Origin of the sequence: Gemmata obscuriglobus (genome assembly GCF_008065095.1) — a bacterium.
Lineage (GTDB): Bacteria > Planctomycetota > Planctomycetia > Gemmatales > Gemmataceae > Gemmata > Gemmata obscuriglobus.
In genome coordinates, this window is sequence record NZ_CP042911.1 from 7,232,849 (window position 1) to 7,247,731 (window position 14,883).

Annotated in this window: 10 protein-coding genes and 2 pseudogenes; 6 read left to right on the forward strand and 6 right to left on the reverse strand. The window is 67.5% G+C overall.

Annotated features, from left to right (window positions below; translation table 11 throughout):
* Positions 1-50 precede the first annotated feature (50 nt).
* Together GobsT_RS29840 and GobsT_RS29845 are read right to left on the reverse strand one after the other, a co-directional pair.
* Complete coding sequence (locus tag GobsT_RS29840) at positions 51-4,337, reverse strand: cytochrome c biogenesis protein (protein WP_010048230.1); 4,287 nt, start codon at positions 4,335-4,337, stop codon at positions 51-53.
* A gap of 49 nt (positions 4,338-4,386) precedes the next feature.
* Positions 4,387-4,989 (reverse strand): hypothetical protein, encoded by a 603-nt coding sequence (locus tag GobsT_RS29845; RefSeq protein WP_168217266.1) that lies wholly within the window; start codon positions 4,987-4,989, stop codon positions 4,387-4,389.
* A gap of 359 nt (positions 4,990-5,348) precedes the next feature.
* Between GobsT_RS29845 and GobsT_RS29850 the strand changes: the two genes are divergently transcribed.
* From GobsT_RS29850 to GobsT_RS29860, 3 genes are all read left to right on the forward strand, one after another.
* The gene (locus tag GobsT_RS29850) at positions 5,349-6,374 is read left to right on the forward strand and encodes a DUF6263 family protein (protein WP_010053494.1); all 1,026 of its coding nucleotides are present in this window, start codon (positions 5,349-5,351) and stop codon (positions 6,372-6,374) included.
* 145 nt (positions 6,375-6,519) lie between these two features.
* On the forward strand, positions 6,520-7,386 hold the full coding sequence (gene rfbD / locus GobsT_RS29855) for a dTDP-4-dehydrorhamnose reductase (protein WP_010052797.1): 867 nt from the start codon (positions 6,520-6,522) through the stop codon (positions 7,384-7,386).
* 342 nt (positions 7,387-7,728) lie between these two features.
* Positions 7,729-8,655 (forward strand): sugar phosphate isomerase/epimerase family protein, encoded by a 927-nt coding sequence (locus GobsT_RS29860; protein ID WP_010052795.1) that lies wholly within the window; start codon positions 7,729-7,731, stop codon positions 8,653-8,655.
* 114 nt (positions 8,656-8,769) lie between these two features.
* Here GobsT_RS29860 and GobsT_RS29865 read toward each other — a convergent pair whose 3' ends face one another.
* Both GobsT_RS29865 and GobsT_RS29870 read right to left on the reverse strand, forming a co-directional pair.
* On the reverse strand, positions 8,770-10,299 hold the full coding sequence (locus tag GobsT_RS29865) for a serine/threonine protein kinase (protein WP_010051466.1): 1,530 nt from the start codon (positions 10,297-10,299) through the stop codon (positions 8,770-8,772).
* A gap of 227 nt (positions 10,300-10,526) precedes the next feature.
* Positions 10,527-11,132, reverse strand: a complete 606-nt coding sequence (locus tag GobsT_RS29870) for a hypothetical protein (RefSeq protein ID WP_010051465.1) — start codon at positions 11,130-11,132, stop codon at positions 10,527-10,529.
* Between the two features lie 214 nt (positions 11,133-11,346).
* On the opposite strand from GobsT_RS29870, the gene rplM reads away from it, so the two are divergent.
* The 3 genes and pseudogenes from rplM to rpsI (GobsT_RS40065) form a co-directional block, all read left to right on the forward strand.
* Positions 11,347-11,778 (forward strand): 50S ribosomal protein L13, encoded by a 432-nt coding sequence (gene rplM, locus GobsT_RS29875; RefSeq protein WP_010051462.1) that lies wholly within the window; start codon positions 11,347-11,349, stop codon positions 11,776-11,778.
* A gap of 109 nt (positions 11,779-11,887) precedes the next feature.
* Positions 11,888-12,235, forward strand: a pseudogene (rpsI, locus tag GobsT_RS40060) (30S ribosomal protein S9); the annotation flags it as partial.
* 177 nt (positions 12,236-12,412) lie between these two features.
* Positions 12,413-12,520: pseudogene (gene rpsI, locus GobsT_RS40065) on the forward strand (30S ribosomal protein S9); the annotation flags it as partial.
* Positions 12,521-12,960: 440 nt separating this feature from the next.
* On the opposite strand, the gene GobsT_RS29885 reads toward rpsI (GobsT_RS40065), so the two are convergent.
* Together GobsT_RS29885 and GobsT_RS29890 are read right to left on the reverse strand one after the other, a co-directional pair.
* The gene (locus GobsT_RS29885) at positions 12,961-14,154 is read right to left on the reverse strand and encodes an NPCBM/NEW2 domain-containing protein (RefSeq protein ID WP_010041523.1); all 1,194 of its coding nucleotides are present in this window, start codon (positions 14,152-14,154) and stop codon (positions 12,961-12,963) included.
* A gap of 93 nt (positions 14,155-14,247) precedes the next feature.
* Entirely contained in the window at positions 14,248-14,883 is a 636-nt protein-coding gene (locus GobsT_RS29890) for an SCO family protein (RefSeq protein WP_010041522.1), read from the reverse strand.

The window sequence follows — 14,883 nt, forward strand, 5'->3', positions numbered from 1 at the left end:
TCCCGCCGGTCCCGCACCGAAACTCGGTGCGGGACCGGTGGGCGGGCGGCTCAACGCCGCTTGCCGGACTTCTTCTTGTCACGAGGCGAGTGACCGTTCCCGTTTGGCGAGCCGTTGACCGGAACCGTACTCACGGCCAGCGCCGGGGCGGCGAGCGGCTCCACCGGCGGCGGAGCGACCGGCGTCACCGGGACCGGCGCTTCGGGCGCCGGAGCGGCCCGGCGGAACCCGCTCTCCCAGAAGTGCCGCGGGATTGCTCCACCCACGGCCAGAATCACGAACTGCAAGAGCCAGAAGTTGAAGCACCCGTCCGCAAGCCGGCTGTCGAACCCGTAGGCGTGCAGCCCAATGCCGAGCTGGTTGGTCCCGAACCAGCTCCACGCGGTGATCACGTTCCCGAACACCGACAGCACCGCCACGCCACGGTCCTTCACCAGCCCGCACCAGCGGGCGTGCAGGATCAGGGCGTTCCACAGCACGATGAGGACCGCGCCGTTCTCCTTCGGGTCCCAGCCCCAGAACCGGCCCCACGACTGGTCCGCCCAGATGCCGCCCAGCACCGTCCCGATGAAGCTGAGCAGCGTCGCGAACGCGACCACGCCGTAGATCATCTGGCCCATGATCTTCCCGCTCTCGGGCGTCAGCGCGAGGGCGACGACCGGTTGCGCCGGTTCCGGCACACGCCCCTGGAGCGGCCGGCCGTGCGCGTCCACGCCGACGGCCATCACCCGCAGGGCCAGTAACAAGGCGCCGTAGACGCCGACCACGGCGGCCGCGACCCAGAACCCGAAGTCCAGCAGCACCGCGGGGAGCACCTCGAACTTCTCCAGGGCCGTTTTCGCGAACCACATGAAGAACACCGGCACCGCCACCAGCCCCAGCACGGCGGTGCCGAACGCGAGCAGCGACCCGACGCTCGGCTCGCCGGTGCTCCGGTACGAATCGCGGACCACCGTCGCCAGCATCATCACCACGTAGACGGCGCCGAGGAACCCGGCCACGAACGTGGCGGTGTACCCGAGCGTCACCGTGGTGACGTGGGTCGCCAGCCAGAAGTTCGTGTCCAGCACCGCCTGCATCATTTCGAGCGTGTCTTGCGTGCCGAGGTTGTGGGCCACGATGCACGTGGACAGCCCCAGCACCGCCGCGACCGTGTTGCCCACCCCGATCGGGAAGATGCGTTCCAGCACCAGGCACAGCGCCACGCACCCCCAGCCGATGAACACGGCCGACGAGTACAGGTTGGTCACGAACACCCCGGGCCGCTCCATGATGTACATGCGGGCCAGCAGCGCGGCGGTGTGGACCAGGAGGGCCACGAGCAGCAGCGCCGTGTCGGCCTTCCGCAGGGCGACCGCCCACCGGGGCCGCTCGGCGGCGTACATCACGAACCCGACCGCCGCCAGCACGAACGCCAGGATGTACATGGCCGAGCACTGGAGGAACGGGGCGAACCGGTTGTACGCCACCTCCGCCCCGGTGCGCCGCGCGTCCGCGGGGGACACCCCGCCCAGTTGCGTCGCGCGGTAGTCGGCGACGGCCGCGTTGAACGCGGTCGGGTCCTTCGCGCGGTAGGTCGAAATCATCCGCTCCCAGCCCTGCGCCGCCGGCGCGGTCGCCAGCCGCGCCCGGTACTCCGCTTCAATGCCGTCGCGGATGCGGCTCGCCTCGGCCGCGGGCAGCGCGGCGAGGGTCGCGGCGTTCCACCGCGGCCGCGCCTCGGGCGGGATCGCGGTCGCGGGCTGCTGGAGCGCCTTCACGACGAAAATGAGCGCGTCCATCTGGCGCTTCTCGTCGGCCGCGCGGTTCAGGTCCACCCCGGCGAACGCCAGCACCACCTGCCGCGCCTCCTCGCGCGACAACTGGTACAGCCGGTCGGGGTTCTTGTTGAGCGCCGCCTGGGCCGCGATCAGCCCGTTCAGTTCGGCCTCGTCGCGCAGCCCGCCCAGCGCCCCCCAGGCCCGGCCCTCGGCCGGGGCCAGGTGGTGCAGCGTGTCCTTGCCGTGCGTGTCCAGGGCCTTCAGCCGGTTCAGGCCGCGCACCAGCGTCAGGTGTTCGTCCAGTTCGATGAACTTGGCGCCAACGAGGTCGCCGGCGCCCGCCTTGTTGGCCCGCCGGGCCGCGGCCGCCTTCTCTTCGAGGCTCGGGAGGCCGGGCCGGATCTCGGCGAGCGAGTACCGCAGTCCCTCCCGCTTGGGCAGGTTCAGGTCCTGCCGCACCTGGTCGTTCTCGACCCGGAACACCTTGTGGTGCCACGCGGGCGACTCGTCGTCGAACGAGCCCGCCGCGATCACGTCCGCGTACCACTTGATCGCGGGCTGCTCCCGGTCGCTGTCGTCGACGAACACCTCGCGGTGCGAGACCGTCCGCAGGTACACCCGGGCCACCGACTCGAGCGGCTTCACCCGCCCGCCCTCCAGCACCGGGATGCGGGCGAACGCGTCGAGGTTGTACGGCTCCCGGAGCGACCGCGGCGTCATCCGCCCCACGGCCGCCAGCACGGCCAGCACGGCGATCCCGAGAACGATCCAGTGGAGCACGCCCGACACCGTGCGCCCGCCCGGCGCGACCACCGGCGCGGCGGCGGCAGCCGGACGGGTCCGGCTCCGCGCGAGGAACTGTGTCAGGAAGATGCCGAAGTGCAGCACCAGCCCGAACCCGACCACCGCGCACGCGAGGTAGTCGATGGACGCGTGGAACAGCCCGAACACGTCAATGTGTCCCGGGTTCTTGACCACCTGGAGCACCGTCGCCTTCTCGGTGTCCTTGTCCCAGTCGGCCTGGTAGAAGGTCTCGCCGGCGTGGCGGAGCGGCTCGTTCATCGCGATCCGCGTCTTCCGGACCGGTTTCGAGCTGCCGGGCTCGTTCACCTCCACGTCGCTGGAGAAGTTCTTCGGCTTGTCGGTGCCCTCGTACCGGTCGAAGCTGAACTTGAGGAGCTTGACGCTGTACGGCTTCGGGTAGTGGGCGTTGCGCAGCGAGAGCTGGTACGGCGTGCCGTCGATGGTGACCGACTGGTTCTGAAGGGCCGTGAACAGTGCGACCGCGTAGGTGCCGATCACCTCGTCGGTGCCCTTCTTGTAGAGCCGCACGTAGGCGGCGGTCGCGTCGCCGCGCTGCTTCATCGCGACGCCCGACTCCTCGCTCGCCGGGATCACGACCAGGTCACCGGCCAACCCGCCGGTTTGGGCCTTCGTCACCCGCGCGACGTCCACCCGTTCGGCCCGCGGCATGAACTTGAGCACCTCGACCGTGACCGCCACGTCCGGGTGGCTGATCCGCGAACCGGGCGCGGCGTCCGCGAGCCGGTCGAGGGACACCTTCATGGTCCGGTCGAACCCCGGGTGCGACTCGTCCACAACCACCAAACCGTCATCCGCGAGGGCGACCCGCCCGGTCGCGGTGCCGACCCCGAACCGCTGTTCCTTCACCTGCGGGGCCACCGCGAACGTCCCGAGGGCCGGGAGCGGCCCCTTGCCCTTCGCCTCGGCCCCCGCTTTCATGTGCAGGCGGACGTACGCCGCCGGCCCGGCCTCGTGTGCGCGGCCCTCCGGGGCGTCGAGGAAGACGGAGTCCGTCAGCTCACCGGGCGCGACCTTGGGGGTGTCGAGCAGGTCCGAGTTCTTCATGAACTGCAGCACTTCGACATCGGCGGGAAGGTCCGGGTGGCTGATCCGCGTGCCGGACGCGGCCGCCTTGAGCCGCTGCTGCGAGACGGCCGCGACGCGGTCGAACGCCGGGTTCGTTGGGTCCACGAAGGCGAGTTCGACGTTCCGCGTGTCGATGGCGAAGTCGGTGGACGAGCCCTCCTCGATCCGCATCTGCTGCTCGACGGCGAACTCGCGGGTCACGAACTCGCCGACGAACAGCAGGATCAGCCCGCCGTGGATCAGGAACACGCCGGTGCGCTTCCAGGTGAGGCGGAACCGGGTGGCGTGTGCCGCGAGCAGGTTGACGAGCATCGCCAGCCCGACGGCCTTCCCGGCCGGGAACGGGAACGAGCCCTTCCACTCGGCCCCGGTCTTCGGGAACGCCTCCTCCCAGAACACGTTGAGGAACTTGCGGAACAGCTCGAACGGAACGTCCACCGTCCACGACCAGAAGTACTTGTCGACGACGGTCCAGATGCCGAAGTCGATCTGGGCCAGCGTCCCGAAGAACACGAGGAGCACGCCGACGGCCAGCAGCCCGACCGTGAGCTGGAGCGAGCTGAGCGCCTTCAGCCCTTTGAGCGCGTAGTAACCAATGCTGTAGCGGTCGGGCCGGCGCGCCCCGCGGGGCGCGGGGGCCGGGGGCTCGCCGTGTTCGCCGGGCGTGTGCGGCAGGGTCGTGCTCATGGTGCGTGCTCCTCGCGGTCCCGACCGCGTGGCCCGGGAAAGGTGTAAGCTACTTGCCGCCGCCCATCATCATGGGGCCGCCCTTCGGGGCGGGGTTGTTCGGGCCGCGGAGGTCGGCCTTCAGCCCCTTCACGCCCTTCGCCTCGACCGGCTTGGTGACCTTCGCCACGTCTTCGGGGCCGAAGCTCTTCTGGCCGAGTTGGTCCACCGCCCACCGTTTGAGGTTCGGCTCCACCCCGCCGGTCGAGGAGGTGATGGTGACCTCGTACTTGCCGTCCGGGGTGCGGATCGTGGCGATCACGATCCCGGCGCGCCCGGGGCCGACCTTCCAGCCCTCGGGGGCATCGAACTTGGGCTGCCCGCCCGGGGCCAGAGACACGCTGGCGAGGAGCTTGTCGAAGTCGGCCTCGTACTTGGCGAGGTCGTCCGCCGGCCCGGGGAGCTTGAAGAACCACTCGGGCGAGTCGGCGGGGTACATGGCCCCGAGGATGCGGTACTCGCTCACCGCGCCGCCGCCACCACCACCGCCGTTAGCTTTCGGGGCAGTGGACACGCTGATCCCGTCGCCCCCGCACCCGAGGACGCCGGCCGCGAGGCACGCGACCAGTACGAACGGCGCCATAGGGCGAAACCGGAAGTTAGGCGTTGGCATGAGGTGAATTCTCGGAGACGGCCCGCGGTCGGGCCGGATGCGGGCGGGCGCGACGAAATAACTGATACCGGCATTCTCGACAGGGGGCGGGTCCGAGTCAAGGCGAGCGCGGCGAACCCTTCGCCCCCGATCGCACGGCGAACGACCGGGCCGCGTCACGTAATCGCGGCCCGGTCGTTCGCGCCCGTACTTCGAACCGAAACGCCCGCCCTCACGTAACACCGGGGCCGGGCCGTCCGGTTTTGCCTAAAAGTCTTGTTTCCCGGTTCGGTGCGGGTAGAACAGTCCGGAACGTCAACCCCGTCCCGGCCCCGCCAGGACTTTTGGCAGCTTCTGCAGGTTCACAGGAGATACCTATCGTGGCCCGCACCCGTTTCGTCGTCGCCGTCCTGCTGGGCGTGGCGGCGGTCAGCTTCGCCGGCGCGCAGGAGCGCAAGTTCGAGATCGGCTTCAAGGGGAAGGACGGCAAGCTCACACCGTACTACCAACAGGTCGAAACGAAGGTCACCCAGGTCATCAAGGTGCAGAACCAGGACCTGACCCAGAAGCAGAACAGCACGTTCTGGTACCAGTGGACCCCGGTCAAAGAAGAGAAGGCGACCGAGGGTAAGGACCAGTTCACCCGCTGGACCGTGAAGCAGAAGATCGAAGGCCTGAAGATGAACATCGACATCTCGGGCAACCCGATCAGTTACTCTTCCAAGGAAGAGAACGCCAGCAGCTCCAGCAACCCGGGCCTGGTCGAGTTCTTCAAGGGCCTGAAGGACAGCGAGTTCACCGCGACGCTCGGCAACAACTACAAGGTCGAGAAGGTCGAGGGCAAGGAAGAGTTCATCAAGAAGCTCGGCTCCGGCAGCCAGCAGATGGACGCGCTGCTCAAGAAGGTGCTCACCGAGGACGCGCTCAAGGAAATGGTGGACCCGACCGCCAAGCTGTTCCCGGACGGCGCGAAAAAGGTCGGCGACACCTGGGAGAAGAAGACGACCCTGAACCTCGGGCCGATTGGCACCTACGACCTCACCTACAAGTTGAAGTACGCGGCCGTCGAGAAGGAGAAGGACAAGCTCGAGCTCGAGACCGTGATCAAGTACACCGCCCCGAAGGACAGCCCGGACGGGCTCCTCTTCCGCATCAAGGAAGGCAGCACGCTGGAAAGCGTCCCGGCCGGCAGCAAGGGCATCATCATCTACGACCCGAAGACCCAGCGCATCGAGTCGGCCGAGATCAACATCAAGCTCGACGGCAAGCTGACGGTGGTGATCGGCAACACCGACACCAAGGTGGAACTGGACCAGCAGCAGACGACCACCATCACCACGTCGGACACGAGCTACGTCACCGCGAAGCCGACCACCCCGACCACCCCGACGCCCCCGGGCAAGTAACACGCGGCGGAAGCGTTTGATCCGCGGGCGGCCGCAGGGAAACGGCAGGGCGTAAGGCAAGCAACGGCCTTACGCCCTGCCGTTTCCCTGCGGCCGCCCGCGGATCGAATCGTTTATCTCCTCCTTCCCAGCCGGGATTATTCTCATGAAAATCGCCGTCCTCGGCGCCGCGGGGCAACTCGGGCGCGACCTGTGCCCGCGGCTCGCGGTGTTCGGTGAGGTCGTTCCGCTGTCGCGTGCGGAACTCGATCTGGAGCGCCCCGAGGGCATCCGGGCGGCGGTCGAGTCGGTCCGGCCGGACGTGTTCGTGAACTGTGCGGCGTACAACCTGGTGGACAAGGCCGAAAGCGCCCCCGAAGCCGCCCGCGCGGTCAATGATGCGGGCGTCGAGGCGCTCGCGGCCGCGTGCGCGGGCATTTGGGCCAAACTCGTCCACTTCAGCACCGACTACGTGTTCGGAGCCGACGCGGTACGCTCCGCTCCCTACACGGAAACCGATGAACCCGGGCCGGTGAGTGCGTACGGCGAGAGCAAGCTCCGCGGCGAACACGCGGCACTGGCGGCGTCGGCGAACAACCTCGTGATCCGCACCTGCGGGCTGTACGGCGTGTGGGGGAGCGGGGGCAAGGGCGGCAACTTCGTCGAGACGATGCTGCGCGTCGCGGGCCAGGGCAAGCCGCTGCGTGTCGTGGCCGACCAGCGCTGCACGCCCAGTTACACCGCAGATGTCGCGGACGCGACGGTGGCACTTCTCGGGCGCGGGGCGGGCGGGCTCTTCCACGTGGTGAACGGCGGCGACTGCACCTGGCACGAGTTCGCGGCCGAGATCTTCCGCCAGTCCGGTCTGGTGCCGGATCTCACCCCGATCACGAGCGCGGAGTTCGGCGCCGCCGCACGTCGCCCGCCCTACAGCGTGCTTTCCACCGCGAAGCTGGTCGCACACGATGTCCCCGCGCCGCGCCCGTGGACGGAGGCACTGGCGGCGTACCTGCGCGAGCGCCGCAGCAAGTGAGCGATACGTGTGGTAGCGCCACACACAAACAGCCACGCAACACATCACAACCGCGCGGGCCGTTGGCAGAGCGGGCGGGCCGCGATTCACGATCCGGCTGGTTGTGTCTATTTTTTGTGGCAGAGACATTTCTGTCGGTGCGGCACCCGGAGGTTGCACAGGCAGGAACGCCTGTGCGACAAAGGCATCAGCCCAAAACGGGCACCAGCAACCGGACCGTGAATCAGAACCACGCCGAACAACACGGGCCACGCCGTTGCGCGGCCGAATCGCTAATTCAGAAAGCAGGTCCGCAATTCCGCACGTTCGCGACTCACACCCTCACTAACACGGGAGCGAGTGATGCTCACCGACCGTCGCCAGTTCCTCGCCGCGCCCGCGGCCCTTGCCGCCGCCACGAGCGTTTCCGCCCGGGAGCCCGAAGGGCCGAAGCCGCGGCCCATCCGGATCGGGGTCTCGACGTACTCGTTCTGGCAGTTCAAGAACGACAAGCTCCGCGACATCGAGACGTGCATCGACCTGGCCGGCGAGATGGGGTTCGACGCGGTCGAGGTGCTGCACCGCCAGATGACCGACGAGAGCGCGGCCGCGATGCAGAAGATCAAGCGCCGGGCGTTCCTCAACGGGATGGGCCTGTGCGGCTTCTCGATCCACCAGGGGTTCGTTTTCAAGAGCAAGGAGGAGCGGCAGAAGAACGTCGCGCACACGATCAAGTGTTTGGAGATGTGCTACGCGATGGGCATCCCGACCATGCGCGTGAACACCGGCCGGTGGGGCACCATCAAGAGCTTCGACGAGCTCATGAAGAACCGCGGGATCGAGCCGAACCTGCCCGACGTCGGCGACGACGAGGGGTTCAAGTGGGTGATCGACGCGCTGACCGAGTGCCTGAAGAGCGCGGAGAAGTGCGGCGTGGTGATGGGGCTCGAGAACCACTGGGGGCTGGGGCGCACGCCGGAGGGGGTGCTCAAGATCGTGGACGCCGTCGATTCGCCGTGGCTGCGGGTGACGATGGACACCGGCAACTTCCTTGAGGACCCCTACGACAAGCTCGAGAAGCTGGCCCCGAAGGCGGTGCTGGTGCAGGCCAAGACGTACTTCGGCGGCGGGCTGTGGTACTCGCTGGACCTGGACAACGCGCGGATCGCGCGGATGCTCCGCAAGCACAAGTATGCGGGGTTCGTCTCGCTGGAGTTCGAGGGGAAAGAAGACCCGCGCACGGGCGTGCCGAAGAGCCTTGAGGTACTGCGTAAAGCCTTCGCGACGTGACGCCCGGGTCGCGCGTTGTGTGCGCTCACGTGCCGAGTTGTGACGGGTCTGAGCTTTTCTCAGCGTTCTGTTTGGCGGGGCAAGCCCCCTGCCCCGCCAAACAGAAATGTGAAATCACATCAGCTTCAGCGCCAGCAGTGCGGCGAGCACGGCAACGGCGACGGCACCGGCACCCAGAAGCACCCAAGGGGCCGCGCGGCGCGGCGCGGCGCGGCCGGAAACGGCGTCCTCGCGGAACGGGTTCGACGGCGCGAACGGGCCGGACCGCTTCGCGGGCGGGATGGCGTCGGGGCCGGCGGAGTCGCCCGGGCGTGGGAGGGGCGGTTGCGGGAGCGGGGCCATTGCCGGGCGCGACGGCGGCTTCGGCCGCACCGAGCCGCCCCAAGGCGCGGCCGGCGTGCCGAACGGGTTCAGCGCCGGCGGCGCGACCGTTACTGTGCTGCCGGACAGCACCGCGGCGGCCTTCACCGGGGTAGCCGGGCCGAGGGTCGCGGAGGCGTTGAGCGGCGTTTCCGCTACCGCCTCGCTGGCGCCCTCGTCGTCGGGGCTCGCGCCCTCCATCGCAGCCGGGCTCAGCAGCGGCATCTCGTCCGGGGACGGCAGCGGCACGGACGCTGGCAGGTACGCGTCCAGTTCGGCGACCACTTGCGCCGGCGTCTGGAACCGCGCCTTCGGGTCCTTCGCCATCATCTTGCCGACGATCACGGCCAGCCCCTCGGGCACCTCGGGCCGGATCTGCCGGATCGGGGTCGGGTCCTTGGTCCGGTGCCAGAGGAGCTTCTGCGACACCGTGCCGGTCGGGAACGGCGGGTGCCCCGCGAGCAAGAAGTAGAGCGTCGCCCCCAGCCCGTAGATGTCGGCCCGGATGTCCACCGAGTGGCTGTTCGCCACCTGCTCCGGGGCCACGTAGTCGGCGGTCCCGAGTACGATCTTGTCGTCGTACTTGATGGTGAGCTGGTCGGTGTGGTCGTTCAGGAACCGGGCGAGCCCCATGTCGAGGATGCGGGCCACCCCCTTGCGGTCGACGAGGATGTTGCCGGGCTTGATGTCGCGGTGGATCAGCTTGTTGCGGAACGCGTACTCCAGCCCGTTCGCCACCTGCCGCACGTAGCTGACGGCGCGGGCCAGGTCGAGCGGGCCGAACTTCTTGACCACGTCGAGCAGGTTCGGCCCGTCCACGTAGTCCATCACGATGAAGTGGAGGTTGCCGTCCTGGTCGATGTCGTGGGTGCGGACGATGTTCGGGTGGTCGAGGCTGCCGGCGGCGCGGGCCTCGCGGTAGAACCGCCCGAGGGCGGCCGGCTGCTCGGCCTTCGCCGGCGGCAGCACCTTGACCGCCACCCGGCGGCGCATGAACATGTGTTCGCACAGGAACACCTGCCCCATGCCGCCCACGCCCACGCGCTCCAGGAGCTTGAACTTACCGACGGTGAACCCGCGCCATTTGCCGAGCATGAACTGCTCGGACTGGAAGTAGGTGACGATGCCGTCCTGGACCAGTTCGTCGGCGAACTCGCGGGGGTCGGCGGGCAGCCCGCGGGTGAGCTGGCGCCGCTGGAGGTAGGTGGTGAGCTTGGTCTCGTCCACCATCCCGCTCTTGCGGATCAACTGGAGCAGCTCTTCGACCGAGGAGGGTACAGACATCGCTCACCGTGTCGGGGACGGACCGCGGGCACGCGCCCGGCGCGTCCTCCCGGGCCGGGCGTGATTTATGCCCAACCCTAGAACAGATTCAGGTGAGACGCAAATCCGCCGGGGTAATGCGGAACTCGGCGTTCGGATTGCGGAACGGGAAACAGAAGCTCACCCCACCTCTGTTCCGAAGTCGCTCTCGTCGTCTTTCATTCCGCACTCCGCATTCCGCGTTTCTTCTACGCTCGCGCACCGAAGTAGGCGGCGACCGCGGCGATGATGACGCCCTCCCAAATCTTCAGCACCTCCGGGTTCTTTTCGGTGATCTCGGGGAGCACCAGGAACTGCAGGATCGTTTCCGCGAACAGGAGCAGGATCGCGATCGTGCCGACCCAGGCGCGGAGCGTGAGGAACAGCGGGTTGTGGCGGCCGAGCACGGTGCGGAGCACCAGGGCGACACCGAACCCGCCCGCCAGGCACCCGAGCAGGAGCGGCCACTGCACCACCTGCGCCGGGCCGGGGGTCAGGCGGGCCGCCGTCAGCGCCGCGTCCTTCCACAGCGCCAGCCCGACGACCGCCGCGCTCCCGCCCACGAACAGCACCCGCAGCACCCACGGCAAAAGGGCGGACGCGCCCGGGTCGTGGGGCGGGGGCGAGGCGAACGCCAGGAACACGAGCGTGAGCAAAAAGAAGTGCGCCAGCGGCACGGTGAGCGGGGCGGTCGCGGGCCACAGCAGCACGATCCAGAAGAACGAGCAGATCAGCACCGAGATGATCCCGCGGACGGAGCCGGGCGGCAGCCCGAACGTCGGGTACTCTTGCGGGCGCGTGGGTTCGGCGGCCATGAATCGACCCTCGTGGTGCGTGTGGTGCGGGGACGGAACGGTACGTCGTTTTCCTACCAAGTGATTCGCGCGCGACCGTTGAACCTTTCCGTTGTGACGGCCTTGACGCCCCCGGCGAGGGGCGTACCATGATAGTCTTCCGGCGCCGGCGGCGTCGCGTAGTGTGTTTTTGGGCACCCCGGCAACAGACCGCCGGCAGCGGATTGAAATCACAATGTCCACAACCCTCGCAAAAGCTTCCACGGTCCAGCAGAACTGGATTCTGATCGACGCCACGGACCTCGTGGTCGGCCGCCTCGCGGTCACGATCTCGAACATCCTCCGCGGCAAGAACAAGGTCACCTTCACCCCGCACTGCGACACCGGCGATTTCGTCATCGTCGTCAACGCGGAGAAGGTCCAGTTCACCGGCGACAAGTGGAACCAGAAAGAGTACCAGGACTACTCCCACTACGCCGGCGGCCAGAAGATCACCTCCGCCAAGGAGATGCTCGAGAAGAAGCCGGAAGAGATCATCTTCCGCGCCGTCAAGCGGATGATGCCCCGCGGCCCGCTCGGCTACAAGCAGCTCTCGAAGCTCAAGATTTTCAAGGGCAACAACCACCTGCACCAGGCGCAGAACCCGCAAGAACTCAAGCTGAAGTAAGTCGGCGTTTCGTGCTTGGTGTTTCGCGCTCGGTCCCCCGGACCCCGACGCACCAACCGCACGAACCCCCGGGCGCTGAACACTCAACACCAAACACCAAGCACCACTCATGGCCGAGAAGAAGCCGGCGAAGCCCGCCAACAAAACGCACCGCACCTACTACATCGCCACCGGCCGGCGCAAGACCGCCGTGGCCCGGGTTCGCGTGACCGAGGGTAAGGGCCAAGTGCTCATCAACGGCAAGCCGTTCGACGAGTACTTCCACGAGGACAAGGACCGCGCCGCCGTCCTCGGGCCGCTCAAGATCACCGACCAACTCACCCGCGTGGACGTGTTCGTCACGGCGAAGGGCGGCGGCATCACCGGCCAGGCCGGGGCGGTGATGCAGGGCCTGGCTCGCGCGATGAAGACCATGTTCAGCCCGGCCGACGAGCAACGCGAAACGTTCAAGAGCGCCACCGTCACCGTCATCAAGACGCTGCGTGACCAGAAGAAGGAGCAGGCCAAGGCCAAGGCGATCGCGCCGAAGGCACCGGCTCCCGTCGCGGCGGCCGCCGCCGATGCCGCCACTCCCCTGATCCCGGGCGCGGCCCCAGCGGCTCCGTCCCCGGCCGACATCGCCGGCGGGATGGTCAAGAAGCTCCGCGACTCGGGCTACCTCACCCGCGACGCCCGCATGAAGGAACGTAAGAAGTACGGCCTGCGTGGCGCCCGCCGCGGCACCCAGTTCTCGAAGCGCTAAACTACACGTGTTTTCTGCTCCAGGGTTTCATCTCCCTGGAAACGAAGCAAGCCGTCCCAAACGGGACGGCTTGCTTCGTTTCCAGAAATGCTAAACGCCATCGCATCAAGGAACGGGTGAGAAATGAGCGAAAGGCCGTGGCCGCATTTCTGCCCGGGCGAGCCTCGTGTTCACGAAGGCCGATTTTGGCAGGATCAACAGGATTGACGGGATGAAGACCGGTCGAGTTGCAATCCGGCTTATCCGATGCACCGCCAAGACCCGCAGCTCCGCCTAGTACAAGGGATGAAGACCGGTCGATTTGAAATCCTGTTTATCCTGTCGATCCTGTCAAAATCTCCAGACTAGTTCATCGAGCATGCGTGCCCGCCGTCCTCGCCACGAGCTGGCAACGGATCCCCGAGCGAAGTTCATCCCGTCACGCATTCTACGGGCGGCTGCTATTCCGCAACGAGTCGGGCGGCACCCCAGTTCACGTCGGCTTGCACGTCGCCGGTGGGGCCGAAGTCGACTACGAGCGTCAACTCCTTCGCCCCGCGCACGTCCACCTTCACCGGAACCGCGTTCCCGGCCGTGAGTACCTTCAGTTCCGGCAGCGGCACCTCTTTACCGTCCACGCGAATGCGGACATCGGCACGCCCGCGTCTGCCCGTGACCGTGTCGAGCCCAACGAGCGACTCGAACCGTATGTACTTCCCCGCGAGGTCGTAAGTGAGAACCGTTTTCGGGTGGGTGCCGAGCCCTTTGTCGAACGTGTTCTCGTCGTCGCCGAGCCTCAGGCGTAACGGCTGACCGCGAACGGACCGATCGGCCGCCCAGTCCCACGCCGTACCCAAGAAGGCGACCGTGTCCGCTTTCGCCGGTTTCAGGTCTGAAAGGTAAGTCGCGGTTCCCTGCAGCACGTGGAGCGCGACGATCTGAGCGAGCTTCACTTCGAACGCAGGCCCGCACACCGCCTTGCACACAAGTGTGCGGTCCTTCACCGCCGCCTCCGACACAGCGAGCCTCGTTCCGTCGGTCAGAACGAGGTGCGCGAACGGTCCCTTCGGCTTACGGGCGCGCACCAGACGCGGGTTGAACCCGATCGCCGTGAGATCAACGAACGGGACTTCGCGGGCTGCGCCGGCGTCCGTCGTAAACTTGACGCCCTGCTCCGTAAACCCGGTGATCGAGCCGCGGGCCGTATCGCCGTTGCGGTACAGTAACGCGTCACGCGGCGCTGGGCCGGTGAGCCATGCGTACTTGGCGGGGTCGGGAGGCGAGTCCGCGGGCGGCGGGCGGAGCCAGACCGCTGCAACCATATCCGCCGTAACGTGCCAGTCATCGGAGCTGGTCGCGTGGCGGAAGCGGAGCTGCTTCGCATCGCCACCACTAAACGTGCCCGGGATGCGGTCGCCGACCGCGGTCACGAGGTGCGCACCGTTCGGGAAGGGAGGCAGGGGACGACCGACCTGCCGCAGCGAGACCAACCCCTTTACGGTTTTCGGGCCGTCGGCGGTCGACACCTGCGCGCCGAGGGCGAACGAAATGGCGGCGAGCTTTCCGGTCGGGGTATCGGCGCCAGTGCCGCTCGCGGTGAACTCGGGTTGATCCGGCGGGGCGCCGAGGACGGCGGTGAGGAGCAGCGGTAACATCTTCGCCCCCCGGCGAATCTTCAGGACCGGAATCGCGGTGATTCACTGTGGAACGTGACACAACCCGCGTTCCGGGAGTGTCACCACCGGCGCTCAGCGCAGCAGTTCACGCACCCGGTCTTTCAATCGCTCGAGTCCCGCTTCGAAACGCTGCTTCCCGTCAGGAAACTCATCGTTCGGGAGCCCTTCGTACATCGCCCGGATCACGCCGTCCCGGTCCACCACCACGAGCCGCGTGCTGTGGCCGAACTCGTCGCCCTCTTTCACGTCCGGACCGAGCTTTCGCTCCACCGCTTGCTTGAACTGGTCCTGAAGCAGTCGGTGAATGGTCTTCTCATCGCCGGTCAGGAACAGCCAGTTATTGGGGTCGGCCTTGCGCGCGTTGGCGTACTCGTTGAGCGCCTTCAGGTCGTCGCGTGCGGGGTCCACCGTGAACGTGACGAGCTTCAGCTTTCCGCCGCGGAGTTCTTCGGCGAGTTCGGTCTGGAGCCGCTGCATGGACGAAGTGACGGCCGGGCACGGCCCGTTGCACCGGGTGAAGATGAACGACCCGATCCACACCTTCCCGCGCAGGTCGCGGTCGGTAACGGTGGCGCTGCAGCGTTCGGTGAGCACGAACTCACCCACCGGGTACTCGAGGTCCGGCTCTTTCGCCGGTTGGCTGGGGGACGAGAGCGAACCGCAGCCCGCCAGAACCAGTGCGAAGAGCGGCACGGTGCGACGCGTCAT

Coding starts and splice junctions, on each gene's coding strand:
- GobsT_RS29845 (WP_168217266.1), bottom strand. CDS start 4,989: ATGCCAACGCCTAACTTCCGGTTTCGCCCTATGGCGCCGTTCGTACTG.
- GobsT_RS29860 (WP_010052795.1), top strand. CDS start 7,729: ATGCTCACCGACCGTCGCCAGTTCCTCGCCGCGCCCGCGGCCCTTGCC.
- GobsT_RS29865 (WP_010051466.1), bottom strand. CDS start 10,299: ATGTCTGTACCCTCCTCGGTCGAAGAGCTGCTCCAGTTGATCCGCAAG.
- GobsT_RS29840 (WP_010048230.1), bottom strand. CDS start 4,337: ATGAGCACGACCCTGCCGCACACGCCCGGCGAACACGGCGAGCCCCCG.
- GobsT_RS29885 (WP_010041523.1), bottom strand. CDS start 14,154: ATGTTACCGCTGCTCCTCACCGCCGTCCTCGGCGCCCCGCCGGATCAA.
- rplM (WP_010051462.1), top strand. CDS start 11,347: ATGTCCACAACCCTCGCAAAAGCTTCCACGGTCCAGCAGAACTGGATT.
- GobsT_RS29870 (WP_010051465.1), bottom strand. CDS start 11,132: ATGGCCGCCGAACCCACGCGCCCGCAAGAGTACCCGACGTTCGGGCTG.
- GobsT_RS29890 (WP_010041522.1), bottom strand. CDS start 14,883: ATGACGCGTCGCACCGTGCCGCTCTTCGCACTGGTTCTGGCGGGCTGC.
- rfbD (WP_010052797.1), top strand. CDS start 6,520: ATGAAAATCGCCGTCCTCGGCGCCGCGGGGCAACTCGGGCGCGACCTG.